General features: G+C 66.4%; 23 protein-coding genes. 11 read left to right on the top strand and 12 right to left on the bottom strand.

The features are described from left to right. Positions 1–6: 6 nt before the first annotated feature. Positions 7–762, bottom strand: coding sequence for an endonuclease NucS domain-containing protein (locus RH831_RS02120; RefSeq protein ID WP_310552624.1), 756 nt, complete (start codon positions 760–762; stop codon positions 7–9). Between the two features lie 40 nt (positions 763–802). Next, a complete protein-coding gene (locus tag RH831_RS02125) occupies positions 803–3,139 on the bottom strand; it encodes a DEAD/DEAH box helicase (RefSeq protein WP_310552625.1) in 2,337 nt (778 codons plus the stop codon). 90 nt (positions 3,140–3,229) lie between these two features. On the opposite strand from RH831_RS02125, the gene lpdA reads away from it, so the two are divergent. The 4 genes from lpdA (at position 3,230) to leuS (ending at position 8,882) form a co-directional block, all read left to right on the top strand. Beyond that, complete coding sequence (lpdA, locus tag RH831_RS02130; RefSeq protein WP_310552626.1) at positions 3,230–4,645, top strand: dihydrolipoyl dehydrogenase; 1,416 nt, start codon at positions 3,230–3,232, stop codon at positions 4,643–4,645. 40 nt (positions 4,646–4,685) lie between these two features. After that, on the top strand, positions 4,686–5,492 hold the full coding sequence (gene pheA, locus RH831_RS02135; protein ID WP_310552627.1) for a prephenate dehydratase: 807 nt from the start codon (positions 4,686–4,688) through the stop codon (positions 5,490–5,492). A gap of 53 nt (positions 5,493–5,545) precedes the next feature. Beyond that, on the top strand, positions 5,546–5,980 hold the full coding sequence (locus RH831_RS02140) for an Hsp20/alpha crystallin family protein (RefSeq protein ID WP_310552628.1): 435 nt from the start codon (positions 5,546–5,548) through the stop codon (positions 5,978–5,980). A 67-nt stretch (positions 5,981–6,047) separates the two neighbouring features. Next, a complete protein-coding gene (gene leuS / locus RH831_RS02145) occupies positions 6,048–8,882 on the top strand; it encodes a leucine--tRNA ligase (protein ID WP_310552629.1) in 2,835 nt (944 codons plus the stop codon). On the opposite strand, the gene RH831_RS02150 is transcribed toward leuS, so the two are convergent. From RH831_RS02150 to eif1A, 5 genes are all read right to left on the bottom strand, one after another. Beyond that, positions 8,883–9,878: an ornithine cyclodeaminase family protein gene (locus RH831_RS02150; protein WP_310552630.1), complete on the bottom strand. Its 996-nt coding sequence runs from the start codon at positions 9,876–9,878 to the stop codon at positions 8,883–8,885. Between the two features lie 249 nt (positions 9,879–10,127). Next, positions 10,128–11,813, bottom strand: coding sequence for a thermosome subunit alpha (gene thsA / locus RH831_RS02155; protein WP_070365884.1), 1,686 nt, complete (start codon positions 11,811–11,813; stop codon positions 10,128–10,130). 137 nt (positions 11,814–11,950) lie between these two features. Beyond that, positions 11,951–12,502, bottom strand: coding sequence for a pre-rRNA-processing protein PNO1 (locus tag RH831_RS02160; protein ID WP_070364157.1), 552 nt, complete (start codon positions 12,500–12,502; stop codon positions 11,951–11,953). A 46-nt stretch (positions 12,503–12,548) separates the two neighbouring features. Further along, positions 12,549–13,385 carry a serine/threonine-protein kinase Rio1 gene (gene rio1 / locus RH831_RS02165; RefSeq protein WP_310552631.1) on the bottom strand — a complete coding sequence of 279 codons (837 nt, stop codon included), beginning with the start codon at positions 13,383–13,385 and terminating at the stop codon, positions 12,549–12,551. A gap of 3 nt (positions 13,386–13,388) precedes the next feature. Next, positions 13,389–13,676, bottom strand: coding sequence for a translation initiation factor eIF-1A (gene eif1A / locus RH831_RS02170; RefSeq protein ID WP_310552632.1), 288 nt, complete (start codon positions 13,674–13,676; stop codon positions 13,389–13,391). A gap of 100 nt (positions 13,677–13,776) precedes the next feature. Between eif1A and RH831_RS02175 the strand changes: the two genes are divergently transcribed. Continuing rightward, on the top strand, positions 13,777–14,235 hold the full coding sequence (locus RH831_RS02175) for a low molecular weight phosphatase family protein (RefSeq protein WP_310552633.1): 459 nt from the start codon (positions 13,777–13,779) through the stop codon (positions 14,233–14,235). Here RH831_RS02175 and RH831_RS02180 read toward each other — a convergent pair whose 3' ends face one another. After that, positions 14,236–15,216, bottom strand: coding sequence for a tyrosine--tRNA ligase (locus RH831_RS02180; RefSeq protein WP_310552634.1), 981 nt, complete (start codon positions 15,214–15,216; stop codon positions 14,236–14,238). A 44-nt stretch (positions 15,217–15,260) separates the two neighbouring features. Further along, positions 15,261–17,252, bottom strand: a complete 1,992-nt coding sequence (locus RH831_RS02185; RefSeq protein WP_310552635.1) for a DUF460 domain-containing protein — start codon at positions 17,250–17,252, stop codon at positions 15,261–15,263. 264 nt (positions 17,253–17,516) lie between these two features. Between RH831_RS02185 and RH831_RS02190 the strand changes: the two genes are divergently transcribed. The 4 genes from RH831_RS02190 to RH831_RS02205 are packed head-to-tail and all read left to right on the top strand — an operon-like array spanning position 17,517 to position 20,958. After that, the gene (locus RH831_RS02190) at positions 17,517–18,302 is read left to right on the top strand and encodes an electron transfer flavoprotein subunit beta/FixA family protein (protein ID WP_310552636.1); all 786 of its coding nucleotides are present in this window, start codon (positions 17,517–17,519) and stop codon (positions 18,300–18,302) included. After that, positions 18,303–19,316, top strand: coding sequence for an electron transfer flavoprotein subunit alpha/FixB family protein (locus RH831_RS02195; RefSeq protein ID WP_310552637.1), 1,014 nt, complete (start codon positions 18,303–18,305; stop codon positions 19,314–19,316). Continuing rightward, positions 19,313–20,650 carry an FAD-dependent oxidoreductase gene (locus RH831_RS02200; protein WP_310552638.1) on the top strand — a complete coding sequence of 446 codons (1,338 nt, stop codon included), beginning with the start codon at positions 19,313–19,315 and terminating at the stop codon, positions 20,648–20,650. The genes RH831_RS02195 and RH831_RS02200 overlap by 4 nt, the downstream gene beginning before the upstream one ends. Then, entirely contained in the window at positions 20,647–20,958 is a 312-nt protein-coding gene (locus RH831_RS02205; protein ID WP_310552639.1) for a 4Fe-4S dicluster domain-containing protein, read from the top strand. Before RH831_RS02200 ends, RH831_RS02205 begins: the two co-directional genes overlap by 4 nt. On the opposite strand, the gene rnz is transcribed toward RH831_RS02205, so the two are convergent. After that, on the bottom strand, positions 20,955–21,884 hold the full coding sequence (gene rnz / locus RH831_RS02210) for a ribonuclease Z (RefSeq protein ID WP_310552640.1): 930 nt from the start codon (positions 21,882–21,884) through the stop codon (positions 20,955–20,957). The genes RH831_RS02205 and rnz overlap by 4 nt on opposite strands. 90 nt (positions 21,885–21,974) lie before the next feature. Between rnz and RH831_RS02215 the strand changes: the two genes are divergently transcribed. Beyond that, complete coding sequence (locus RH831_RS02215) at positions 21,975–23,000, top strand: AAA family ATPase (RefSeq protein WP_310552641.1); 1,026 nt, start codon at positions 21,975–21,977, stop codon at positions 22,998–23,000. On the opposite strand, the gene RH831_RS02220 is transcribed toward RH831_RS02215, so the two are convergent. After that, complete coding sequence (locus RH831_RS02220) at positions 22,966–23,934, bottom strand: methyltransferase domain-containing protein (protein WP_310554129.1); 969 nt, start codon at positions 23,932–23,934, stop codon at positions 22,966–22,968. The two genes, RH831_RS02215 and RH831_RS02220, sit on opposite strands and share 35 nt — an antisense overlap. Before the next feature lie 125 nt (positions 23,935–24,059). Here RH831_RS02220 and RH831_RS02225 point away from each other — a divergent pair, with 125 nt between their 5' ends. Beyond that, the gene (locus RH831_RS02225; protein WP_310552642.1) at positions 24,060–24,620 is read left to right on the top strand and encodes a TATA-box-binding protein; all 561 of its coding nucleotides are present in this window, start codon (positions 24,060–24,062) and stop codon (positions 24,618–24,620) included. Here RH831_RS02225 and hisG read toward each other — a convergent pair whose 3' ends face one another. Beyond that, complete coding sequence (gene hisG, locus RH831_RS02230) at positions 24,621–25,469, bottom strand: ATP phosphoribosyltransferase (protein ID WP_310552643.1); 849 nt, start codon at positions 25,467–25,469, stop codon at positions 24,621–24,623. Positions 25,470–25,525: the final 56 nt, after the last annotated feature.

Genomic DNA, 25,525 nt, shown 5'->3' on the forward strand with positions numbered 1-25,525 from the left:
CGGGCATCAATGCCGCGGCTCGGGCGGGGAGTCGGCGTCCAGATCAGCCGCGGTGCAGTCCGGATCGAGACAGCGGCGGCCGTGGTCGGTCTCGAAGACGGGGAGGCCACAGGCACAGGTCCCGTCGACGACACCGTCGGGGATGGGATAATGCACCTCACAGTTCGGGCAGCGAGCGCCGAGCGTTCGCTGGCGGTCGATCTCCAGGTCCGAGCCACAGGTCGGACAGATCCACTCGCCATCGAATCGGTCCCGAACGGCCTCGTCGATGGGGTCACAGCGACGGTCGAGACAGACCTCCAGGGCCGCCCCACGCGTCACCGAGATGGTCGGGAGCCCACAATCCGAGCAGGTCCGGTCGGTGACAGTGGCGTCCCGGGGGAGCGCGTAGGCGTCCCCACAGCCCAGACAGACGACCTCTCCACCGGCCCGGACCATTCGCTCCCCGCAAGTGGGACAGGTCCCGACTGCGGGGCCGGCGACCGTCGCCGGGAACTCGGTGACGGTCACGTCCTCGCCGGTGACCCGGAGTTCGGTCTCCTCGATCCGGGCCCGCAAGTCGATGGCCTGCTCGGAGAGGGAGAGCTGAACCGACTCGGCGCGGGTGAGCCACCCGGCCGGTCGGTAGCCCGTCGCGTCGTGGACGAGCACGGTGTTGTCGGGTTTCACCAGGACGACGACCTGCCCCTCGGATTCGCTGGTCGAGTCGCCTTCGTGAGTGACGGTACACTGGCCGGCGATCACGCGGATCGAGTCCTGCATGGGCCCCACTGCCCCGGTTTTGGGTTATAAAGGTGCGCCGCTACTCGACGGCGACCGTCCGGGTCTCGGTCAGCGGCTGGAGCGGGTGGTCGGGGAAGGTGATCGAAACGGCGTAGGTGAGTTCGTCGTTGTCCGAACCGAACACGCCCACCGGGACCTGCTCCGCGTCGGTCACGTAGTTGACCGATCGGGTCATCTCGACGCCGTTGACCGTCACCCGGATCCCCAGCCTCGCGCCGCCCCCGACGTTCCGAACCGTGACCTGCTGGAGGTCGTTCTCGCCGGCCGAAACCGTCTCGGGGAAGGCCCCCCAGTCGACCTCGACCCGGGGGAGTCCGGCCGCGTGGTTCGCCACCGAGCGGGCGACTTCCTCACCCAGCCCGGCCTCGACGAGGCCAGCGACGCCCGCCTCGACGACTGCTCCAGGATCGGTGAGCCCCGCCTCGGCGAGGCGCTGTCCACGTCCGGCACCGATCCCGTCGATCGCAGTGAGCCCGACTGCCTCGGGCGGCACTCCCGTCTCGATCCGGGCCTGGAGCCGTCGAGTGAGGTTCGCGCCGGCGGGACGGTCGAACCGGTCGAAGAAGGCCCGAACTGCAGCCAGCAGTCGGAGTGCGTTCTGACGGATGACCCAGGCGTCCGAACGGAGTTCGGGCGGCAGGTCCCCGTCCATGCTCGCCTGCAGGATCGCCAGCACCTTTCGAGCGCCCGGATCGAGCGAGCCACCGGTCGAGCCCAGCACGCCGTCGATCGCTTCGCGTTCGGCCTCCCGGGCGCTCACGCTGTCGAACTCCTCGGCTCGCGCCACGGCGGCGAGCACCGGCTCCGTTGCCGGTTCACTGTCCACGAGGCCACGGAATCGCTTCGCGGTGGGAAGCCGGAGGTAGTAGCCCGAGGCGAGTTGGCCCAGCGGGGTCGAGGACAGCCCCAGGGAGGGGTCGGTCTCGACGAACCCGCGATCGAGCAGGTCATCGAGGACCGCACGCACCCGCTCGCGCACGTCCTCGTAGGCCTGTTCGCCCGGGGCATACCCCGCTCGCTGGAAGTAGAAAGTCGTCTCCAGCCAGTCCATCACGTCCCCCAGCCCCTCGATCGTCCCCAGCGCGATCTCGGCGTTGACGTGTTCCGGAAGGCTCTCGGCCAGGCGGGACTCGATCTCCTTGCCGTCCCGCAGGAGCCGCCGGTACTTATCCGCCTCCGCCCGGTCCGCGACGACCCAGCCATAGCCCACGTCGTCGTAGCCGGGCCGACCCGCCCGTCCGAGCATCTGGAGGATGTCCAGGGGACTCATGTCCACCTCGCCCTCCAGCGGATCGTGCAGTTTGGTATCACGGATCACGACACAGCGGGCGGGCAGGTTCACGCCCCAGGCGAGCGTGGAGGTCGAGAACAAAAGATCGATCTTGCCCGCCCGGAACCAGGCCTCGACGTGGTCCTTGTCCGACTTCGAGAGCCCCGCGTGGTGGAAGGCCACCCCGTCGAGCACCGACTGGCGGAGCGTGTCGTTGTCAAGAACCTGGGTCTCGGAGTGAAAATCATAATCCCCGCGAGCCCCGACCGGGATGTCACGCTCGGCGATCTCGTCGCGGGCGGTCTCCGCGGCTTTGACGGTGTCCTGTCGCGAGGAGACAAAGACCAGTGCCTGGCCGTCCTCGGTGAGATGGGGTTCGGCCAGGTCCAGGGCGGTGTACAACCGCCGATACTTGTCCGCGAAGGCGTTCTCGCCGTGCGTGTAGGTTTCGACCCCGGCGTGGAGGTCGACCGGCCGATAGCTGGGCCCGAAGTCGAAGGTCGCGGCTTCGGGGGCCTCCAGCCAGGCGGCGACCTCCTCGATGTTCTCCATCGTGGCCGAGAGCGCGACGATCCGGGGGTCGACGAGTCGACGCAACCGCGAGACGACGACCTCCAGAACGCTGCCCCGCGAGCGGGAGTCAAGCAGGTGCACCTCGTCGATGACCACCACGTCCACGTCGGTCACGAAAGAGTATCGTGGTGTGTCGTGCTTGCGGGTGGCCGAGTCGACCTTCTCCGGGGTCATCACCAGCACGTCCGCGCGCTCGGCCCGACGGGGGTTGAGATCGCGCTCGCCGGTGACGACATACACTGAGTGCCCGAGCTGTTCGATGCGTTCCCACTCGCTTTCCTTCTCGTTGGTGAGCGCCCGCATCGGGGCGATGAAGAGCGCGGTCCCGCCCGCAGCCAGCGCCTTGATGATCGCGAGTTCCGCAAGCGCCGTCTTCCCGCTGCCGGTCGGCGCGCTGATCACGACGTTGTCCTCGCGTTCGAGGACCGCCGGCAGGGCCGTCCGCTGCATCTCGTTGAAGGAATCGAAGGGGAATACGTCGGCGAATTCGGGCACGACCTCGGCGACGTCCATCTGCTCTGTGGGAGGGGCGGTCCGCGCAAAGGCGTTTCGTCCCGTCGGGGAAGGGAATGGCTCAATACCCCTCCGCCGGAAGGGGCCCTCATGACACGTGAGAATGCCACGCACACGGAACTCGCGATCGTCGGGGCGGGGACGGCGGGCTACGCGGCGGGAATCAGGGCGGGTCAGCTCGGGCTCGACGTCACGCTCATCGAGGCCGGGGCGTTCGGCGGCACCTGCCTGAACTTCGGGTGTATCCCATCCAAGGCGCTGATCCACGCCACCGACGTGGCCCACGAAGCCAGCCACGCCGAGGAGATGGGTGTCTACGCCGACCCCGAGGTCAACTTCGCCGAGATGATCGAGTGGAAGGACGGGATCGTCGACACCCTCACGGGTGCCGTCGAGAAGCTCAACAAGGCAAACGGCGTGAGCGTAATCGAAGGGACGGCCACCTTCGAGGACGAGCACAGTCTCGCTGTGGACCTGGCCGATGGCGAAACCGAGTACTACGAGTTCGACAACGCACTGGTGGCCACCGGCTCGCGACCCATCGAGGTGCCCGGCTTCGAGTTCGACGGCGAGTACATCCTCTCCTCGAAGCACGCACTCGCCCTCGAGGAACTGCCAGAAGAACTGATCGTCGTCGGCGCGGGCTACATCGGGATGGAACTCTCGATGGTCTTTGCCAAACTCGGCGTGGATGTCACCGTCATCGAGATGCTCGACGAGATGCTCCCGGGCTACGACCGCGATCTGATCTCGCCGGTCGAGGACCAGGCCGAGGCCCTGGGCATCGAGTTTGCGTTCGGCGAGGCCGCAAGCGACTGGTCGGAAGACGGCGACGGCCTGGTTCTCGAAACCGAGACCGGGGACGGCGAAATCACCGCTTACGAAGCGGACAAAGCCATCGTGGCGGTCGGTCGCGAACCGGTCACCGATTCGGCGAACCTCGAAGCCCTCGGAATCGACTTCGACGACCACGGCTTCGTCGAGACCGACGATCAGGGCCGAACGACCACCGACCACGTCTTCGCCGGGGGCGACGTGATCGGCGAGCCACTCCTGGCGCACGCCGGAACCGCCGAGGGCCTGGTCGCCGCCGAGACCATCGCCGGGAAGGACGCCTCGATGGCCGACCGGGCCATCCCGGCCGCCGTGTTCACCGACCCGGAGATCGCCATGGTCGGGCACTCCGCCGCCGAGGCCGAAGACGCGGGCTATGACACCCAGATCGGCGAGTTCCCCTTCCGGTCGAGTGGCCGAGCGCTCACCACCGGCCATCAGGACGGCTTCGTCCGGATCGTCGCCGACGCGACGAACGGCCGGGTTCTCGGGGCTCGAATCGTGGGCCCGGAGGCCTCGGAGTTGATCGCCGAACTCGGGCTCGCGGTCGAGACGGGCGCAACGATCGAGGAGGTCGCCGAGACGGTTCACACCCACCCGACCCTCGCGGAGTCCACGATGGAGGCCGCGGAGAACGCCCTCGGCCAGGCGATCCACACGCTGAACCGGTAGGCCCGACGGTCTTTTCCCCCACGGTGCTGTATCGAGGGACATGACCACGGTGACACTGGGCCCCGAAGGGACCTACTCACATCGCGCCGCGACTGCGGTTGCGGAGGGCGAAATCGCCTTCAGCGAGTCCGTTCACGGCATCGTGAGCGGCGTCGCCGGCGGGAAATTCGAGCAGGGAGTGGTGCCAATCGAGAACAGCATCGAGGGATCGGTGACGGAGAGTCTGGATGCACTCGCGGACGCCGACGTGGCGGTGACCCGCGAGATCGTCACGCCGATCCGTCACGCGTTGCTCGCCCAGGGCGAGGACTTCGATACCGTCGCCAGTCACTCCCAGGCACTGGCCCAGTGCCGGGATTACCTCCTTGCGACCTATCCGGAGGCCGACCTGGAGGCAGTCGCCTCGACGGCCAGAGGGGTCGAACGCGCCCGCGAGGACCCCGCCATCGCGGGCATCGGCCACCCCGACAACGCCGGGGACGACCTGCAGGTCCTCGCCGAGGACATCCAGGACCAGACCTCGAATGCCACCCGCTTTTTCGCCATCGCCGGCCCCGAGGCGCGCTCCGTCTCAGGGGGCAAGAGTTCGCTCATCGTCTACCCGAACACCAACTATCCCGGCCTGCTCCTGGAACTGCTGGAGCCCTTTGCCGACCGGGACATCAACCTCTCGCGACTCGAATCCCGGCCCAGCGGCGAGCGACTCGGCGATTATGTCTTCCACATCGACCTGGAAGCGGGACTCTACGAGGAACGGACCCAGGCGGCGATCGCGGAGATCGAAGAGTTCGCCTCGGAGGGCTGGGTCAAGCGAATGGGCTCCTATGACGTCGAGCACGTCGTCTGAAGATGTGATTTGGGGAACATCTTTTTGCCGACTCGACACGTAGTTTCGGGTGCATGACCCGACGATCCAACCCCTTCGAGGAGATCGAGCGACTGCTCGAGCGCATGAGCAACCAGTTCGAGGACGTCGACCAGATACAGTCCCTGGAATCGGCCTGGCCAGGCCGGCTCAAGGTCGACCTGGCGGAGTTCGAGGACGCCTACGAGGTAACGGCGGACCTGCCCGGATTCGAGAGCGAGGACATCGACGTGGAGTTGCTGGACGATCAACTGCACATCTGTGCCGAGCGGAAAACGGAAACCGAGGAAGCCGACGAGGGACGCTACATTCGCCAGGAGCGCAGCGAGCGCTCCATCGATCGGCGGGTGAGCCTCCCCGAGCCGGTCGAGGCCGAGGCCGTCGAGGCGTCGTTCAAGAACGGCGTTCTCACCGTCTGTCTCCCCAAGGCCGAGGGAAGCGAGGAATCACACACCATCGAGATCGAGTAACGACCGGGCGCTGGTTTTGGCCGGCCGTGTCACAAGCCATTTTAGAGCGGCCGCGAGACCCATTGGTATGGACTACACCCCCCGGGACATCGAGCGGAAGTGGCAGGAGCGCTGGGCGGAACGCGGCCGGTACGAGGCCGATCCGGACGACGAGGAGGCGACCTTCGTCACCGTGCCCTACCCCTACCCGAGCGGGGGGATGCACATCGGACACGCCCGCACGTACACGGTCCCGGACGTGTACGCCCGCTATCGCCGCCTGCAGGGGGACAACGTCCTCTTCCCAATCGGGTGGCACGTCACCGGCACGCCCATCGTCGGCGCGGTGAACCGCCTGCAGAAGGGCGAGGAGGAGCAACTCTCGGTCCTGCGGGACACCTACAACGTTCCCGAGGAGGAACTCGAATCCCTGGAGACGCCGATGGGCTTTGCCCGGTATTTCATCGAGAACCACTACAAGACGAACATGCGGTCCCTGGGACTCTCGATCGACTGGCGGCGGGAGTTCACCACCAACGACGAGCGCTACTCGAAGTTCATCACCTGGCAGTACGAGACCCTGCGGGACCGGGGTCGCCTGGAGAAGGGCCTGCACCCGGTCAAGTACTGCACCGAGGAGGAAAACCCGGTCACGACCCACGACATCCTGGAGGGCGAGGAGGCCGAGTTCCAAGAGTACACGCTCATCAAGTTCGGTCACGACGGGGCGACCATCCCCATGGCCACCCTGCGACCCGAGACGGTCAGGGGAGTCACCAACGCCTACATCCTCCCGGAGGGCCAGTACGTCGAGGCGACGGTCGACGGCGAGGACTGGATCGTCTCGACGGCCGCCGTGGAGAAACTCGAACTCCAGCAACGGGAGGTCATCGTCAACCGCGAGTTCGCCGGCGAGGAGCTAGTCGGCGAGACCGTCACCAACCCGGTCACCGAGGAGGAAGTCTTGATCCTCCCGGCCGCGTTCGTCGATCCGGACAACGCCACGGGGATCGTGATGTCCGTCCCGGCCCACAGTCCGGACGACTGGGTGGCCCTCCAGGCGGCCAAGGCTGACACGGAGCGAATGGCCGAGTACGGTATCGACCCCGCAGCAGTCCAAGCCATCGAGCCCCGGTCGATCATCGACGTGGAGGGCTACGGCGAGTTCCCGGCCAAAGACGCCGTCGAGGAGTTCGGCATCGAAAGCCAGGACGACCCGGCCCTGGAGGAGGCGACCCAGCAGGTGTACAACCGGGAGTTCCACGCCGGCCAGCTCAAGGCGATGTACGACGAGTACGCCGGCGAAGTAATCGAGGACGTCCGGGACGAACTCGCCGCGCACTTCCAGTCCCAGGGGGCCTTCGATACGATGCACGAGTTCTCCGAGGACGTGGTCTGTCGGTGTGGCGGGACAGTCGAGGTCGCCAAACAGGAGACCTGGTTCCTGCGCTACAGCGACGAGGACTGGAAGGAAGAGACTCGCAAGATCGTCCGGAACATGGACGCGATCCCGGAGAACACCCGGGAGCAGTACTACCACACGATCGACTGGCTCAACGAGTGGCCCTGCATCCGCAACTACGGGCTGGGCACCAAACTCCCGTGGGACGAGGACTTCGTGATCGAGCCCCTCTCGGACTCGACGATCTACATGGCCTACTACACCATCGCCCACCGGATCGAAGACGTGCCCACCGAGGATCTCACCCGGGACTTTTTCGACACGCTGTTCTACGGGCCGGACGCGGTCGAAACCCCCGACGAACGGGCCCTCGAACTGCGCGAGGAGTGGGACTACTGGTATCCCGTGGACTACCGCTGCTCCGCGAACGACCTCATCTCGAATCACCTCTCCTTCTATCTCTTCCATCACGCCGAACTCTTCGAGGAGCCCCAGTGGCCCCAGGGCATCACCATCATGGGGATGGGCCTGCTCGAAGGGACGAAGATGTCCTCCTCGAAGGGCCACGTCGTCCTCCCGACCGACGCCATCGAGGAGTACGGCGCGGACACGGTCCGCTTTTTCCTGCTGAACTCCGCGGAGCCCTGGCAGGACTACGACTGGCGGGCCGAGGACGTGCAGGGGACCCGCGACCAGCTCGCCGGGTTCTGGCGACGCGCCCAGGAGATCATCCAGAGCGAGGTGCCCGAGACCCAGCCGGAACTGGAGCGCATCGACCGCTGGCTGCTCTCCGAGCTACAGGGCGTGATCCGCAAGGTGACCGACGCGATGGAGGGATTCAGTACGCGGCACGCGAGCCAGGACGCCTTCTACCAGCTCGAGGAGGTGCTGCGCTGGTACCGCAAGCGCACCGACCTCGACCGTCCCGGCGCACGCTGGACCCGCGCGGAGGTCCTCCGGACCCGGCTGCGGCTGCTCGCACCCATCATCCCGTTCATGACGAACGAACTCCACGAGCAGCTTGTCGGCGAGCCCGTCGAGGACGCCGCCTGGCCGGAGCCGGACCCCAGCCTGGAGAGCGAGGTCGTCGAGACCGAAGAGCGACTGATCGAGGCCGTCACCGAGGACGTGCGTGACATCGTGGACGTCACCGGCACCGACCCCACGGAGATCCGACTCTTCCTGGCCGCGGACTGGAAACACCGGGTCTTCGAGACCGTGCTCGAAACCGGCCCCGATCAGGGCGCCGCGATGAGCGAGGTCATGTCCGATCCCGAGCTCCGAGAAAAAGGCGAGGCCGTCAACGACCTCGTGGGAAGTCTGATCGAGGTGGTGCGAGAACGCAGCGACGAGGAGATCGAGGCGCTCTCGGCGATCGACGAGACTGACCTGTACGAAGAAGCGGCCCGATTCCTCGCCCGGACCTACGACGCGACAGTCGCGGTCGTCCCCGAGTCAGAAACCGAGGCGTCGAAAGCCGAACAGGCAGAACCGTTCCGTCCGGCAATTCTCCTGGAGTAGTTAGACGCCGAGCAGGTCGAAGTCGGTCCCGATTCCTTCCTCGGTCGCGTGCTCGTAGACCACGTGAGCCGCGGCGACGTCCTGGATCGCCAGGCCGGTGCTGTCGAAGACGGTGACACCGTCGATGCCCTCGCGGCCGGGCTTGTTCCCGGCGACGATCTCGCCGATCTCGCCGTAGATGTCCGCGTCGTCGATGACCCCCTCGTGGAACGGGACGTTGATCTCCCCCGAGTGGGTGCACTGCTCGTAGTCGTCGATGACGATCGTGGCGTCGCCCATGAGGTCGTCGGCCAGTTCCTGCTTGCCCTCGGCGTCGGCCCCCATGGCGTTGATGTGGGTGTGCTCGCCGACGTCCGCGGCGCTCACGATCGGCTCCCGGACGGGTGTCACCGTCGAGAGCACGTCACAGCTCGCGGCCTCGCTGATCGAGCCGCCGCGAACGTCGAATCGGTCCTCGAAGTGATCGATGAAGGCCTGGACGGCCTCGTCGTCGACGTCCGAGACTACGACCTCCTCGATGTCCCGAACCGTCGCGACGGCCTCGAGCTGGGTGTAGGCCTGGATCCCGGCCCCGATGAGCCCCATCGAGGAGGCGTCCTCGACGGCGAGGTAGTCGGTCGCGACGCCGGCGGCCGCGCCGGTGCGCTTTTTCGTGAGGACCGTCCCGTCGATCAACGCGAGCGGGTAGGCCGTCTCGGGATCGCTGTAGATGACCGTGCCCATGACCGTGGGCAGGTCGAACTTCTCGGGGTTGTCCGGGTGGACGTTGACCCACTTGATCGCGGCCGCGTCCCAGTCCTCGGTCTCGAGGTAGGCCGGCATCGAGCGGAAGTCGCCGTTGTATTTGCGGAGGTCCACGTAGGACTTCGCTGGCATCTGGGCGTTACCGAGCTCGTAGGCCCGAAACGCGTCCTCGACACCACCGATGAGTTCGTCCATGGGCATCTCGCGGTCGACCTGGTCACCGTTCAAGAGGCGCGTCGTGCGCGCTGGCATACCAGTAGCTTTGACGAGCCCGTACTTATAGGGAGTAGAATTCGATTCGCGGGCCTGTTTTCGAACGAGAAGCGATCGAACGGGAGAATTCCGGGCCGCAGGTGGATTTCAGTCGCTGCGTCGATTCTGGGCGAGTGGCAGGGGAGCGGGCTGACGCCCGCTCGTCAGTTCGGAGAGGTCTTCGACCTCTCCCGGCTCACGGGCAAATCGCGCCCGTTCGCCTGTTCGGAGACTCCCTGCGGTCGTCTCCTACATCGCGCCGCCCATGCCACCCATACCGCCCATGCCGCCCATGCCGCCGCCCATGCCACCGGCACCGCCGGGGCCGCCAGCGGGCATGTCGTCGTCATCGTCACCGTCGACGGCCCCACCCTTGAGGTCGCCGGCGGCGATCACGTCGTCGATGCGGAGGATCATCACGGCGGCCTCCGTGGCGGACTCGATCGCCTGGGTCTTCACGCGGAGGGGTTCGACGACACCTTCACCTTCCATGTCGACCACGTCGCCCGTGTAGGCGTCCAGCCCGGCACCGGTCGAGCCGCTGTCGTGCTGGCTGCGCAGGTCGACCAGGGAGTCGATCGGGTCGTGACCCGCGTTCTCGGCCAGGGTGCGCGGGACGACCTCGAGCGCGTCGGCGAAGTGCTCGATGGCCAGCGCCTCGCGCCCACCGACCGAATCCGCGAAGTCCCGAAGCTCCAGGGCGAGCTGGGTCTCGGGGGAGCCACCGCCGGGGACGACCTTGCCGTCCTCCAGGGTGACCCGAACCACGTGCATCGAGTCCTCGATGGCCCGCTCGACCTCGTCGACGACGTGTTCCGTGCCGCCCCGCAGAATCATCGTGACGGACTTGGCTTCCTCGACGTCCTCGATGAAGATGCGCTCGTCACCGCCGACATCGCGCTGGGCGATCGAACCGGCCTGCCCGAGGTCCTCGCTGGTGATGTCACGGACGCTGGAAACCGGGGTCGCACCCGTCGCGCGGGCGAGGCGAGTCATGTCGTCGGACTTGACCCGCCGGACGGCGAGAATGCCCTCCTGAGCCAGGAAGTGTTGGGCCATGTCGTCGATACCGCCGTCGACGAAGACCACGTCGGTGTCGACCGCGACGAGGGCATCGACCAGCTCGCGGAGCTGGGCTTCCTCGCGCTCCAGGAACTCCTCGAGCTGATCGGGGTCGGTGACGTTGACTTCGGTGTCGATCTCGGTCTCCTCGACCTCCAGCCCGGAATCGACGAGCGCGACGTTGGCGTCCTCGACCGCGTAGGGCATGTTCTCGTCGACGCGCGTCTTGTCGACGATGACACCCTCGACCAGTTCGGAGTTGTCGATGGAGCCGCCGACGACCTTCTCGACTTTCACGTTGTCCGTGTCGATGCCGGTCTCGTCGGCGACCGACTGGACGGCCGAGACGACGAGCGAGGAGAGAGTGTCCTTGGCGGTTTCTGCACCCTTGCCGGTCATCGCCGTCGCGGCGATCTGTTCGAGGTGCTCGGTGTCCTCCGTGGAGATCTCGATGGCCTGCTCCTCCAGCAGGTCCTTGGCCTCCTCGGCGGCCTCGCGGTACCCCTGGGCCAGCGTGGTGGCGTGGATGTCCTGATCGAGCAGGTTCTCGGCCTCCTTCAGGAGTTCGCCGGAGACGATGACGGCGGTCGTGGTGCCGTCACCGACCTCGTTCTCCTGGGTCTCGGCGACCTCGACGATCATGTTGGCCGCCGGGTGCTCGATGTCCATCTCCTTCAGGATGGTGACGCCGTCGTTTGTTACCACGACGTTGCCCGTCGAGTCGACGAGCATCTTGTCCATGCCTTTCGGGCCGAGTGTCGTGCGGACGGACTCGGCGACGGCCTTGCCGGCCGTGATGTTCATCGACTGTGCGTCTTCGCCGGATGTTCGCTGGGACTCCTCGGAGAGAACGATGAGGGGTTGATTACCCATCTGTGCCATGTTCGAGAGGGAGTTGTTTTGCCATTCTATATAAGTGCTTTGGACGAGCACGAAGACCGGCGGCCCAGCGCCCCAGAAGTTTGTAACCCACTCACATGGCCCGTCCCTTTAGAAGGAAATCCGGGCAATTAATCCGAGTACTCGTGGTAATCCATGCCCTGGCTTTTCAGCTCCTCGACGCGCTTTCGCTCCAGGAAGGAGTACACCGCGCCGTGAGGCGCGCCGTCGAGCAGCATGTCCGCGGCGCTTCGCACGATCTCGACCTCGCGTGGCTGGCCGATGATCCCCATGGTCGACCCGTAGATGACCACGCTCGCCCCGGTCAACTCCTCCATCAGTTCGCGGGTCCGTCCGCCCTCACCGATGAGTCGGCCCTTCTGGCGTCGCAGGTCGTTGTCGTTCCGGGCGGCCCGCTCGATGTCGATGACGTCGAACATCCGTAACTCGTCGTCAAGCAGTGTGAGTGCCTCCTCCGGCGAGAAGCCCCGGCCGATGGCCTCCACGATGTCCGTCGCCGTCATGGCCTTCACGGAGTCCCCCACGGACTCCACGCGGACGGCCCCGTTCTCGGAGTCGACGGTGAGTTCGACCTCCGCCAGTCGCTCGATGGTCTCGACCGTCTCACCTCCTTCGCCGATGAGGACCCCGATCCGCTCCGTCGGAATCTTCACGTGTTGCATGGGCGGACGTAGCCACTCAGCGGGTTTAAGCGTTCGTTCCGCCAGCCTACGGCGGGGACGCTTCCGCGTCCAGATACGCCCGCAACGAGTCCGTCGTGACGTCCACGCCCAGATCGGCGAAAAACGAGGCGACGTTTTTGCAGTCCCGTTCGAGGAAGTCCTCGGCGTTCGGGTGGTGGACGGTGACCGCCTGCCCCACGTCGATCACGGTGATCTGACCGTCGTGGACGACCAGGTTGTACTCGCTGAGATCGCCATGCACCAGGCCCGCGTCGTAGAGCCGTCGCATGTACTCCCTGACGACCGAGAAGGCAGTCTCGGGGTTCTCGATCTCGACCTCGTCGAGGGTTGGAGCCGGCCCGTCCTCGTCGCCCAGATACTCCATCACGAGGACGTTGCGCTGGACGGCGATCGGGTCGGGGACGGCCACCCCGGCCTCCCTCGCCCGACGCAGGTTGGCGAACTCCTTGCGCACCCACGCGATGACGACCTTCGTGGTCGTGCCCCTGATCCCCTCGAAACGGGGGTCACCGGCCAGGTAGTCGCTCATCTGCTGGAAGTTGCTCGTCGTCGTGAGATAGACCTTCACCGCGACGGTCTCCCCGTCCTCCCCGATGGCCTCGTAGACGTTTGCCTCCTTGCCCGTCGAGATCGGGCCCCCGAAGGCCTGGAGGTAGTCGTCCTGAACGAGTTTGTACAGGGCCGCGTAGGTGGCATCATCGAAGACCGAGCCCTCGACTTTGAACTGCTCGGTGTCCTTCAGCCGTTTCCGGAACTCGGAGAACTCCCGGTCCTGTCGGCGCGCGATCCGGTCGGCTTCGGTGTCCCGGACCTCGATCTCCTCCCACTCGGCGGAGTCGCTCGATTCGACGAACTCAGTCACGGGTCATTGGATGTGTCCCTCCTCGCGGAGTTGGTCGGCCTCGCTTTTCTCGTATCGCCAGGCGATGTCGGCCTTCTCGTCCTGCCAGTCCCAGGGTTCGACCAGGACTACGTCGTCCTCGCGGATCCAGATCCGTTTCTGCATCCGGCCCGGAATGCGGGCAGTGCGCTCGACGCCGTCGGCACACCGGACCTGCACCCGGTTCGCTCCGAGCATGTTCTCGACCACCGCGAATACCTCGTCCTCGTCGGGCATCCTGAGGTCAGTTCGGCCACGCTCGTTCTCGCTCATGACTCCGGATTGGCGACACAAACGCTTAAACCCAATCACACGAGCCCGGGCGACCACCCATGGGAGCATCCCTTTAGTCCAGGCCACCCAAGGGACAACGATGAGCGAGCCCACCCGGATCGCCTTCGTCTGTGTCGAAAACGCCGGCCGGAGCCAGATGGCTGCGGCGTTCGCCAGGCGGGCCGTCGCGGAAAGCGGCCTCGACGGGATCGAGATTCACTCCGGTGGCACCGACCCCGCCGCGGCGGTCCACGACGTGGTGATCGAGGCCATGGCCGAGACGGGAATTGACATCTCGGAGAACCGACCCCGAAAACTCCCCCGCGAGACGGTCATGGCGATGGATTACGTGATTACCATGGGCTGTTCGGCCGAGGACGTCTGCCCGGCCACCTGGCGGGGCGACAGCCGCGACTGGGGGCTTCCGGACCCGGGCGGGCAGCCACTCGACGTGGTCCGAGAGATCCGCGATGAGATCGCCGAGCGAGTCGAGTCGTTGCTCGAAGCAGTCCGAACCGGGGACAAACCCACAGCGGGCGAAATCGAGCCCGAATTCTGATCAGGCGCGCAGTTCTTGCAGTCGTTCCCGGCCGGGTGCGATGAGTTCGTCGAGGTGGGAAGCCAGCCCGGACTTCGCGTCGGCCGGGTGGAGTTCACCGGACTCCAGATCGGCCGCGAGCGCCTCAAACGAGTCATAGACCAGGTCGCCGCCGTACTCCTCGGGGCGGTCGATCCGCACCGTCTCGAAGCGGGGGAAGACGTGGTACTGGTAGAGCTGAAGGACCGGATTGACCAGGTCGCCCTCGGGATCCCGGGTCGGCGGACAGAACGCCGCGTTGACCTTCTCCTCGAGGTCCTCGCGGGAGTCCTCCATGGAGATGGTCAGCCCCGCACTGGAGGACATCTTCCCGTCGCCGGTCTCCAGATCACCGAGAATCGGGGTGTGAATCGCCGGGCGCACGTCATACTCCAGGCTGCGCAGGCCCTCGCGAGCGAGCATGTGGACCTTGCGCTGGTCCATCCCGCCCACGGCCAGATCCAGATCCAGATACTCGATGTCCAGGGTCTGCATGAGCGGGTAGACGACGTGTGAGACCGTGACCGTCTCGTCGCCCTTGATCTCGGCCATGGCACGCTGGGCCCGGTTGAGCGACGTGTCGACCGCCAGGGCGTGCACGTCAAGCACGTACTCCTCGTCGAGCTGGAACTCCGAGCCGTACCGGAATTCGGTCTGCTCGGGGTCGAGCCCGTAGGCGACGAACTGGGCCTGCATCTGCTCGGCCGTGGCCTGGATCTCCTCGAAGGTGCCCTTGCCGTTGAGATAGGCGTGGACGTCCGCCAGCAGCACGACGACCTCCATCCCGGCCTCCTGCAGGTCGATGAGCTTGTTCGCGGTCAGCAGGTGGCCCAGGTGGAGCACGCCGGAGGGCTCATAGCCCACGTAGGCCCGCTTCCCGTCGGGATCGGCGGCCAGGTCCCGAAGCTCCTCCTCGGTAACCACCTCCGAGGCGTTCCGCGTCAGGAGGTCGAACGTATCCATACAGCCCCGGAAACGGCCCGGCGGGTTAGTATTTCTGAAAGCACTCAGGAGTCGAGCAGTTCGCTCGGGTCCGCGTCCCGGCGGTCCGCCCGGTGCTCGGAGATGATCTGATCGACCATCGCGGCGTTCTGCGAGCGGGAGCGCTCCTCGGCCCGGTCCGCCCAGTCCGCGATGGCCGCCTCGATGTCGTCCTCGCGGGCGACCGCCAGTTCGTCGACCTCCTGGATCGTGACCATCTCGGCGGGGGCGACTGGCACGTCGGCCTCGAAGAGCAGTTGATCGGCCACGTCCGAGATCCCGCCGTTCCGAACGACCAGCCGGGGTTCGTGCTCGATCAGTCGCTCGGCCGTCCGGCGGCCCGCCCCGGAGGCATCACGCAGGTAGACCACGTCCCCCGCCGCGATGCCGTAGGCCGCGTCGGCGGTCTCGATGGCCTCGACGGTGAACTTCTCGATCACCTTCACCGGGGTCAGCCCCTCCTGGGCCACGTCGGCGAAGTTCGAGTGATCGAGCTTCCAGAGGGCCTTCAGCCGTTCGAGTTTCTCTTCGAGGGTCTCTCGGGCCCGGCGCTGTTCGTCGAGTTCGGCCTCCAGGCGGTCGTTCTCCCAGCGGAGTTTCGACACCTCCCGCCTGGTCCGGGCCTCGGTGCGTTCCTCGCGTTTGGCGTCCGAGAGCTTGTCCCGCAGATCCGAAATCGTCTCGTCTTTCGTATCGAGGCGCCCCTTGAGGTCCTCCACGTGAGATTGCAGCCGGTCGACCTGGGTCTCAAGGTCGTTGATCCGGCGCTGTTCGGGCGAGGGCTCGGCCGGCTCGGGTCCGGCGGATTCTTCGGCCCCCGTTTCGGGTTCCGCCCGGTCCCTGAGAACCGCCTCGACGGAGACGTCCTCGGCGATCACCTCGCCCACGATCTCGTCCCGGTCGGCCGACCGGGGCACCTTCCGGATCACCCGCTCGATCGTGTCCGCGTAGTCGTCGTGGGCGAACAGTGCCGCCGCCAGCGCGTCACGCTCGTGGTCGTTGGCCGTAGCGGCGTTTCGGGTTCGGTGAAGCTTCTCGTCGACCGGGAGGTCCGCGGTGGGCGTCCAGGCCGCCGCGTCGAAGGAGCGACGGATCTTCTCGACGGTCTCGGGCATGGGCGTGACGTCGGCCGCGACCAGCACCGGTCGACCGCGCTCGATGATCCACTCGATAACCGTCGCCATGTCCGCGGTTCGGCTATGCCAGGTCTCCAGGGGCTCGCCGTCGAGGTCGACGATCCCCACCGCGGTCGTCGTCCCCGGGTCGATTCCCACGAAGACCCGGTCCCGACGGGTCACAAGCGGCTCGAAGTCGATACCGTCCCGCTCGACCGGTTCGATCTCGATGCGCGTGTCACCGGAGCGACCGCCCGAAACCGGGATCTCGCTTATGGGGGCCTCGACGGTGAAGACGGCATTCGAGAAACCGCCGTACTTCTCGGTGACCGAGCGCTCGAAGTCCAGGCCGGCCTCCTCCAGGGCCGAGGCGACCCGGCGAGCCTCGGTCTTGACGTGGCCGTGGATGCGCCGGGTGTACCGATCCTCGCTCGACCCGCCCTTCCCGATGGAGCGGCCCCGAGAGACTTTGACCGTCGTCCGGTCCGTAAACGCCCGGACCGCAGACCCCACGTTGCGGGCGGCGAGCCGGGCCGCGGCTTCGGCCTCGGCCATCGGATCGGAGTTGTAGGGGACACCATGACGGTTGGCCACCCGGGAGAGTGGCTCCGGGCGCTGTTCGCCCGTGACCTGGACGAGCCGGGTCTGGGCGGGAAGGCGTTTCAGAAAGCGGACGAGGTCGTCCTTGTCCGCCGCCAGCTCGTACATGTTGTCCGTCGCGAGGAGGGCCGGTTCGGTCTCCTGCACCCGGCGCAGGAGCTTGTGATAGCTCACGTTCGTCCGTTCGAGGTCCGTCCCGTCGAAGACACAGAGGGCATAAGACGGCGTGTCGCCGCGCACGTCACCGCTCTGCACGTCGACGCCGAAGACCACGGCGTCGAGGGCGTCGGTCCGCGTACTCACGGCGAGAGCTATGGCGGCGAGCCGGATAAGTTCGTTCCGGCCGGGGCAGTCCTGAACGGACGTGTACGAACCGGACACTGCCGCGAGTCGGGAAGAAGGGGTGGATTGATAGCCGATGCCCGCAAACTTTGCCAACACTGGTGAGAGAGACCCGGGACGCGACTGGCCGGAGGGCGAACGATTTGCCCGTCAAGAGCCAGTACGACCGACAATACGGGACTGGAAAGCAATTCGCGTAGCCGGGCAGCCACCATCGACACTCATATGTCACAGGAATGGAACATCGTCGTTTGCGTCAAACAGGTACCCGACGCCGACGACGTCTCGATCGACCCGGACACCGGAACGCTGAATCGCTCCGACGCCGAGGCCGTGCTGAACCAGCCGGACTACAACGCCGTCGAGTCGGCCCTCCAGTTGCGCGAAGCGGTCGGCGGAACAGTCACCGCCGTCACGATGGGGCCGCCCTTCGCCACGGCCGTCCTGCAGGAAGCCGTCGCCCTGGGTGCCGACGACGGCGTCCTGCTGACCGACCGTGCCTTCGGCGGGAGTGACACCTGGCCGACGAGCCTGGCGCTGGCCTCGATCGCCGAGGAACTCGACGCCGATGTCGTGATCTGTGGCGAGGAGAGCACGGACTCCTCGACGGGGCAGGTCCCGCCGGGGATCGCCGCGCACAACGACTGGTCCCAGCTCACCTACGTCGAGGAGCTCGAACCGAACCCCGAGGAGAACGAACTGATCGCGGTCCGAGACATCGAGGGCGGCCACGAAAAGGTCGCCGCGAGTCTTCCCGTGGTCGTGGCGGTCGGCTTCGGGCTGAACGAACCGCGGATCGCCGGCCTCCACCGCAAGATCTACGCCGAGACCGAGTTCGAGCCCCAGGAGTACTCCGCAAGTGACCTGGGCATCGAGGAGTCGGTCGGCCTCGCGGCCTCACCGACCTCGGTGGGTGGGATGGCCACCGCCGACCCGGTCGAGCGGAAACGGAAGCTGGTCGAGGACGTCGAAACGCTCTTCGAGGAACTCGAAAGCGCGGGGGCGATCTAGATGCCCGGCGAAGTCGACACTGCGGACTACGCCGACGTCTGGGTCTTCATCGAACAGCACGACGGGGAGGCCGCGAAGGTCTCCTGGGAACTGCTGGCGAAGGGCCGGGAACTCGCCGACGAGAAGGGCGAACGGCTCGTGGCACTGGTCATGGGCGAGTCTGTCACCCACCTCGCCGAGGAGGCGATCGAACGCGGGGCCGACGAGGTCCTGGTGGCCGAGGATCCGATCTTCGAGCCCTACCTCCCCGGCCCCTACGGGGAGCAGTTCCGGTACCTCGTCGAGGAGCGCCACCCCGACGTCGTGCTCATCGGCGGGAGCCACACGGGCCGGGACTTTGCCGGTCGCGTGGCCGTCCCGACCTACGCCGGGCTGACTGCTGACTGTACCGAACTCGACATCGAACCGGACACGGGCTTGCTCCTGGCGAAACGGCCGACGTTCGGCGGGGACGCCATGGCGACGATCAAGTGCGTGGAGCACCGCCCGCAGATGGCGACGGTCCGGCCCGGCGTCTTCGACGCGGCCGAGCCCGATCCTGACAGAGAGGGCACGATCACCGAGGTCGAGGTCGTCGTCGACGAGAGCCACCAGCACTCCCGGATGATCGAACGGGTGGTTGGAGACATTACGGACATCACCGACGCGAACGTGGTCGTGGCTGGCGGGTACGGTACCGAAGGCGACTTCGGCCCGATCGAGGACCTCGCTGCGGCCCTCGGCGGCGAGGTCGCCGCAACCCGCGAAGCCGTCGAGGAGGGCTGGATCGAAGCCGCGAGGCAAGTCGGGCAGACCGGCAAGACGGTCAAACCCGACCTGTACATCGCCTGTGGGATCAGCGGCGCGATCCAGCACCTCGAGGGGATGAACGACTCGAAGACCATCGTCGCGATCAACGACGACCCGAACGCGCCGATCTTCGACGACGCCGATTATGGCATCGTCGGGGACCTCTTCGAGGTCTGTCCCGCGCTAACTGAACTCATCGAGCAGAAACGAGGTGAGACCGCATGACCGAGACGCCGAACTACGACGATCACTTCGACGCGATCGTCGTCGGGGCGGGCCTGGCCGGCAGCGCGGCCGCCCTGACGATGGCCCAGGAGGACCTGGAGGTGCTGCTCCTCGAACGTGGCGCCTCGCCGGGTTCGAAGAACGTCTTCGGCGGCACGATGTTCACGCCGCGAGTGCGGGACCTCGTCGGCGAGGACTTCGAGGACGCCCCCACCGAACGCTACCTCGGTCGCAAGCAGTTCAGCCTGCTCTCCCCCGAGGACGAGACGTCCCTCTCGGTCCGGCCCTCGGCGTGGCAGGACCCCCCGCACAACGACACGCACATGGTCCTGCGAGGGAACTTCGACGAGTGGTTCGCCGACCAGGCCGTCGAGGCCGGCGCGACCCTGATCACCGAGACCACCGTGACCGACGTGATCCGTGAGGACGAGGACGGCCCGATCGTCGGCGTCGAGACCGACCGCCCTGATGGGGCCATTCGGGCCCCAGTCGTGGTACTCGCGGAGGGTGGCAACTCCCTGGTTTCCGAGGCCGCCGGGCTCAAGGAACCCGACAAGCGCCAGGAGGTCGCCATCGGGGCCAAGGAGGTCCGGAAGTACGACCGCGAGACCATCGAGGACCGGTTCGGACTCGGCGAGAAGGACGGGGCCTCCCACCACTACTTCGGCGAGGGGGCCTGCGGTGGAGCCGTCGGTGGCGGCTTCATCTACACCAACAAGAACACCCTGGCCATCGGGGTCGCCTACAGCATCAGCGACGCCGTCGAGGACCCACGGAAACCCGACGAGTTGCTGGATGACTTCAAGCAGCACCCGGCAGTCGCACCGCTCGTGAAGGGCGGTCGGCTGGTCGAGTACTCCGCGAAGGCCATCCCGGAGGGCGGGGCGTCTGCCGTCCCCGATCTGGCCCACGACGGAGCCGTGATCGTCGGCGACGCCGCCAGCCTCGTCCTCAACAACGGCATCCACCTCGAAGGGACGAACATGGCCATCGAGAGCGGTTACTGGGCCGGCAAAGCCGTCGCCGAGGCCGCCGCGGCCGGCCAGTACGACGCCACGGCCCTGCAAGCCTACCCCGAGAACCTGGAGGACTCCTTCGTCATGGAGAACCTCGAACACTACGACTGGTTCGGGGACTTCGCCCACGACGAGAAGCAGTTCCTCTTCACGGAACTCCCGAAGGCACTCACCGAGGCCGAACTGGAGTTCTTCAAGCAGGATCGCGAACCGAAGGAAACCCACGCCAAACGGGCCAAGAACATGGTGATTCGGGCCCTGGGCGGCTGGACCGGCGCGGCCAAACGCGCCTGGAAGTACCGGAAACTCCTGTCATGAGCACCCCCAAAACACCCGACGTCGAGACCCCGAGCATCGAGGATCGCCTGTACACGAACAAATACACCGACCACGAGGAGTCCCACCTGGGCGTCTTCGAGGAACAGACCTGTCTGGACTGTGAGACCTACGACTGTGTCTCGGTCTGTCCGGCCAACGTCTGGCGCGACGAGGGCGACGGTGACGTGCCCTTCATCGCCTACGAGAACTGCCTGGAGTGTGGCAGCTGTCGGTGGGCCTGCCCCTACGACAACGTCATCTGGGAGAACCCGCCGAACGGCACGGGCATGACCTACCGATACGGCTAGGCCGACTCCGGATACGGAACTTCGATCGTCCGGCCGTCCTCGGCCAGGACGATTTCACCGTCGAAAGCATCCCTGGCCTCCCGCAGCAGGAGCCCGGTGTTGCCGGCGTACCGCGGTGAGACGTGTGTGAGCACGAGTTGTTTCACTCCGGCTTTTCCTGCCAGCCGTGCCGCCTCGCGAGCCGTCGAGTGGCGAGTTTCCCGGGCCCGACCGGCCTCGTCGTCGGCGAACGTGGCGTCGTGAATCAACAGGTCAGCGTCTTCCGCCGCAGATTCGACCGTGTGAGTAGGTCGGGTGTCCCCCGTGTACACGACCGTCCGGCCCGGTCGAGATGGACCGACAACCTGGTCCGGGTCGACGACCGTCCCGTCTTCGAGTTCGACCGACTCGCCCTCGTGCAACCTGGAGAACAGCGGGCCAGCCGGGACACCCAGTTCTTCGGCTCGCTCGCGGTCAAAGCGACCCTTGCGCTCGGCCTCGACCAGGGCATAGCCCACCGCCGGGGCGTCGTGATCGACCGCGATGGTGCGGATCGTATACTCCTCACGTTCTCTGATGGTCGATCCCGGCGAAACTTCTTCGACCGAAACCGGGAACTCCGGCTCGTGACCGATGGCGTGGATCAACTCGACCACGCTGGTTCGGGTGCCCTCGGGGGTGTAGATCACGAGCGGTTCGCTGCGGCCGTTGAACCCCCAGGTCTGGATGAGTCCCGGGAGCCCGAGGACGTGATCGCCGTGGGCGTGGGTCAGAAAGACCGCATCGACGTCGAACCCGGTCCCAAAACGCATCATCTGGCGCTGAGTGCCCTCGCCGACGTCGAAGAGGAAGGCCTCGCCGGACCGGCGCAGAAAGACCGAGCTGGGGTTGCGGTCGGTCGTCGGAATCGCCCCGCTGGTCCCCAGAAAGGTGACGCGTAGACTCATAGCGGGGCTTCGGCCGGTTCGGATAAACGCGTTTGGACTTCGGGCCCCGAACCGACCGATTCTTACCCGCCGGACGGGTAGTGCCCGGCGATGGAGCGGCCCCTCTGGATCGACCGCCACGCCCCCGAGCTCTCGGAGTTGCCACAGGAGCCGGTCCGGGAGCGACTGGCCGATGCCGTGAGCGACCCGGTCAACCTGGTCCTGCACGGACCGGCCGGCGTGGGCAAGACGGCCGCGGTCAGAGCGCTCGCCGAGGCGGCTCACGAGGACCCCGAGGGCGATCTGGTCGAGATCAACGTCGCTGACTTCTTCGGGATGACCAAGGCGGAGTTGAGCGAGGACCCCCGTTTCGAGCGGTTCATCACGCCCAAACGGAAGCGCAACTCCTCGAAGGCCGACCTGATCAACCACGTGCTCACCGAATCCGCGAGCCACCCGCCAGTTTCGGGCTCGTACAACACGATTCTGCTGGACAACGCCGAAGCCATCCGGGAGGACTTCCAGCAGGCCCTCCGACGCGTGATGGAGCAGTACTACGAGGCGACCCAGTTCGTGCTGACGACCCGCCAGCCGAGCAAGCTCATCTCGCCGATCCGCTCGCGCTGTGTCCCGATCCCCATGCGGGCCCCGACCCGCGAGGAGACGGTCTCGGTCCTCGCGAACATCGCCGAGGCCGAAGGCGTCGGCTACGACGAGGAGGGACTGTCCTATCTGGCCTCCTACGCCGAAGGCGACCTCCGGGAGGCGATCCTGGCCGCTCAGACCGCCGCGGAGAAGCAGGGCGAACTCGTCGGGACCGCGGTCCTGGATCCCCTCCAGGACGTGGGCCTGGCCGACCGGATCGAGGAGATGCTCGCGGCCGCCGAGGACGGGCAGTTCACGGACGCCCGCTCGATCCTCGATGATCTGTTGGTCGAGGAGGGCCGGTCCGGGGAGGAACTCCTCGAAGAGCTACTCGCGGTCGCCCGCACCCGATACAGTGGTGATCGTCTCGCCACGCTGCACGCAACCGCTGGCGAGATCGAGTTCGACCTGACCCAGGGTACCAGCGACCGGATCCACCTCGCCCACCTGCTCTCGACTATCTCGGCGCCAGAACGTGAACGAACCGCGTGAGCGAGCGGTGAACCCGGCGGTCGTGGCGCTCGCGTAGTGTCCAGCCGGCCTCGCGAGCAAGCTGATCGTACGCCCGATCGGCGACGACCACGGCCCGCGAACTGACTCGTCTAGCCTCGACAAGCGCGCCTCGAACCAGGGTTTCCAGCCCGTGGGTCGCGATTTTGGACTGCCGACCGTAGGGGGCGTCGAAGACGACGGCGTCGACGCTGTCATCGGGGAGCGGCAAGGCAGTCGCGTCACCTCGGGCCACCAGGAACGAACCGTCGAGAGCCGCCTGGAGGTTCTGTCGCGTTCCCCGGACCATCTTTTCCTGGGCGTCGAACCCGATGGGCGTCCCGCCCAGCCGCCCCGCCTCGATGAGCAGACCGCCCGTCCCACACATCGGGTCGAGCACGCGATCCGCGGGACCGACCCCGGCAAGGTTCAAGACGGCCCGGGCCAGTCGGGGATCCATGCTCCCGGGCTGGAAGAACGGTCGGTCGGTCGGCTGGCGGCCGTAATCCCGGGCCGCGGTGAGCACCTCCCAGCCGAGAACCGCCAGGTCGTCGGCAAAGAGCGCCACGAGCGTGTGATCCGGGTTCGAGAGGTCCACGGCAAAGCCTCGATCCACGAGCACCTGACCGAGTCGCCGCTCGGCCTGCTGGGTGTCGATCCCGGCCGTGCCCCGAACATCTCGGGCCCGGACCGCGATCGAGCCCGACCGGTCGAGCGGCGCGCTCTTCAGCACGGACACGGCCGCCTCGGGTCCCCCAGAACTCGTTCCCACGGCCTCGCTGACCCGGCGAGTGAAGGCCAGCCCCCGGGCGCGATCCGGCGTCACCGTCTCGGCCCGCCCGAGCCCCGGCGCGAGAATCTCGACGTCCGTGGCCGCCGCTCTGGCCTCCGCGGCCGCGAACGGGTCGTCCTCGCCGGCGAACTCAAGGACGTACACGCTCGATCGATGTGCGGCGACATTCCTGAGCGTGTCGGTCCGGCCCGAGCAACCCATCAGTTCCCGTGAACACCTGCCATCGACTACAAATATTTATAAGCCTTAAATACAAGTTTAAAACGCACATGACTGATCCCAAGGAAACCATCAACATCGAGAACGTGGTCGCCTCGACCGGGATCGGGCAAGAGCTCGATCTCCAGTCGGTCGCCATGGATCTCGAAGGGGCCGACTACGACCCCGAACAGTTCCCCGGACTGGTCTACCGGACCCAGGACCCCAAGTCGGCGGCGCTGATCTTCCGCTCGGGCAAGATCGTCTGCACCGGCGCGAAAAGCACTGATGATGTCCACGAGAGCCTGCACATCGTCTTCGACAAGCTCCGGGACCTCAGCATTCAGGTCGAGGAGGAGCCCGAGATCGTCGTCCAGAACATCGTCACCAGCGCCGATCTTGGCCGCCAGCTCAACCTCAACGCCATCGCGATCGGCCTGGGCCTTGAGAACATCGAGTACGAGCCCGAACAGTTCCCCGGGCTGGTCTACCGGCTGGACGAGCCCGAAGTCGTCGCCCTGCTGTTCGGCAGCGGCAAGCTGGTCATCACGGGCGGAAAGCGCCCCGAAGACGCCGAACACGCCGTCGACAAGATCGTCTCTCGGCTGGAAGAACTCGGCCTGCTCGAGTAGTTACTCGACGAGTCGCTCGATCTCGGTGATGAGGATGTCCGTCGCCCCTTCTGCTTTGAGTCGGGTAACCGCCCGGAAAACCTCACTCTCCGGCACTACGGCGTGGATCGCGACCTGATCGGAGTCCGCGATGTCCATCACGGTCGGGCCGCCCATCCCTGGAATGACTTCTTTGATCCGTTCGAGGTTCGCCGCCGGCGCGTTCAGCATGAGATAGCGGCGGTCTTCGGCCGCAAGCACGGATTCGAGCGCGCGGTCGATCTCGGAAGTCTTCCGGTCGTTCAGCACGTCCTCGTGGGCGAAGAGGTGCGCTGAACTCTCCAGGACCTCGTCGATGATCGCGAGGCGGTTGACCGCGAGGGTCGTCCCGGTGCTGGTGATGTCGACGATGGCATCGGCCATCTCGACGTGGGGGGTGAGCTCGGTCGCACCGGAGACTTCCACGATTTCGGCGTCAACCCCGGCCGCCGCGAAGTGCTTTTCCGTGATATGGGGGAACTCCGTCGCGACAGTCTTGCCGTCCAGGTCATGGATGTCCGTGATGTCCCCGTCCTCGGGAGCAGCGACGACGATTCGACACTGGCCGAATTCGAGGTCCAGAAGCGGCTTCACCACGTCACAGTCGGCCTCCTGGGCCTGATCGAAGCCGGTGATCCCCAGGTCGGCCGCACCGTCGGCGATGTACTCGGGGATGTCCGCCGCCCGCGCGAAGAGGATCGTGATCTCGGGGTCGACCGTGTCGGCGTATAGCTGTCGGTCCTCGCCGTCGACCACGTGGATGCCCGCCCGGTCCAGCAGGTCGACTGCCGGATCGTGGAGCCGGCCCTTGTTCGGTATCGCGATACGCATTAGCGGCCTCTTATAGGCGGGTGCGTATTTGCGTTTCCATCGGACGGTCGAGTGCG

The organism is Halodesulfurarchaeum sp. HSR-GB, from assembly GCF_031432215.1.
Taxonomy (GTDB): Archaea; Halobacteriota; Halobacteria; order Halobacteriales; family Halobacteriaceae; genus Halodesulfurarchaeum.

Excerpts from the sequence above, each read along its gene's own strand:
- RH831_RS02120 (WP_310552624.1), bottom strand. The coding sequence starts at position 762 with ATGCAGGACTCGATCCGCGTGATCGCCGGCCAGTGTACCGTCACTCAC.
- RH831_RS02125 (WP_310552625.1), bottom strand. The coding sequence starts at position 3,139 with ATGGACGTCGCCGAGGTCGTGCCCGAATTCGCCGACGTATTCCCCTTC.
- lpdA (WP_310552626.1), top strand. The coding sequence starts at position 3,230 with ATGACACGTGAGAATGCCACGCACACGGAACTCGCGATCGTCGGGGCG.
- pheA (WP_310552627.1), top strand. The coding sequence starts at position 4,686 with ATGACCACGGTGACACTGGGCCCCGAAGGGACCTACTCACATCGCGCC.
- RH831_RS02140 (WP_310552628.1), top strand. The coding sequence starts at position 5,546 with ATGACCCGACGATCCAACCCCTTCGAGGAGATCGAGCGACTGCTCGAG.
- leuS (WP_310552629.1), top strand. The coding sequence starts at position 6,048 with ATGGACTACACCCCCCGGGACATCGAGCGGAAGTGGCAGGAGCGCTGG.
- RH831_RS02150 (WP_310552630.1), bottom strand. The coding sequence starts at position 9,878 with ATGCCAGCGCGCACGACGCGCCTCTTGAACGGTGACCAGGTCGACCGC.
- thsA (WP_070365884.1), bottom strand. The coding sequence starts at position 11,813 with ATGGGTAATCAACCCCTCATCGTTCTCTCCGAGGAGTCCCAGCGAACA.
- RH831_RS02160 (WP_070364157.1), bottom strand. The coding sequence starts at position 12,502 with ATGCAACACGTGAAGATTCCGACGGAGCGGATCGGGGTCCTCATCGGC.
- eif1A (WP_310552632.1), bottom strand. The coding sequence starts at position 13,676 with ATGAGCGAGAACGAGCGTGGCCGAACTGACCTCAGGATGCCCGACGAG.
- RH831_RS02175 (WP_310552633.1), top strand. The coding sequence starts at position 13,777 with ATGAGCGAGCCCACCCGGATCGCCTTCGTCTGTGTCGAAAACGCCGGC.
- RH831_RS02180 (WP_310552634.1), bottom strand. The coding sequence starts at position 15,216 with ATGGATACGTTCGACCTCCTGACGCGGAACGCCTCGGAGGTGGTTACC.
- RH831_RS02190 (WP_310552636.1), top strand. The coding sequence starts at position 17,517 with ATGTCACAGGAATGGAACATCGTCGTTTGCGTCAAACAGGTACCCGAC.
- RH831_RS02195 (WP_310552637.1), top strand. The coding sequence starts at position 18,303 with ATGCCCGGCGAAGTCGACACTGCGGACTACGCCGACGTCTGGGTCTTC.
- RH831_RS02200 (WP_310552638.1), top strand. The coding sequence starts at position 19,313 with ATGACCGAGACGCCGAACTACGACGATCACTTCGACGCGATCGTCGTC.
- RH831_RS02205 (WP_310552639.1), top strand. The coding sequence starts at position 20,647 with ATGAGCACCCCCAAAACACCCGACGTCGAGACCCCGAGCATCGAGGAT.
- rnz (WP_310552640.1), bottom strand. The coding sequence starts at position 21,884 with ATGAGTCTACGCGTCACCTTTCTGGGGACCAGCGGGGCGATTCCGACG.
- RH831_RS02215 (WP_310552641.1), top strand. The coding sequence starts at position 21,975 with ATGGAGCGGCCCCTCTGGATCGACCGCCACGCCCCCGAGCTCTCGGAG.
- RH831_RS02225 (WP_310552642.1), top strand. The coding sequence starts at position 24,060 with ATGACTGATCCCAAGGAAACCATCAACATCGAGAACGTGGTCGCCTCG.
- hisG (WP_310552643.1), bottom strand. The coding sequence starts at position 25,469 with ATGCGTATCGCGATACCGAACAAGGGCCGGCTCCACGATCCGGCAGTC.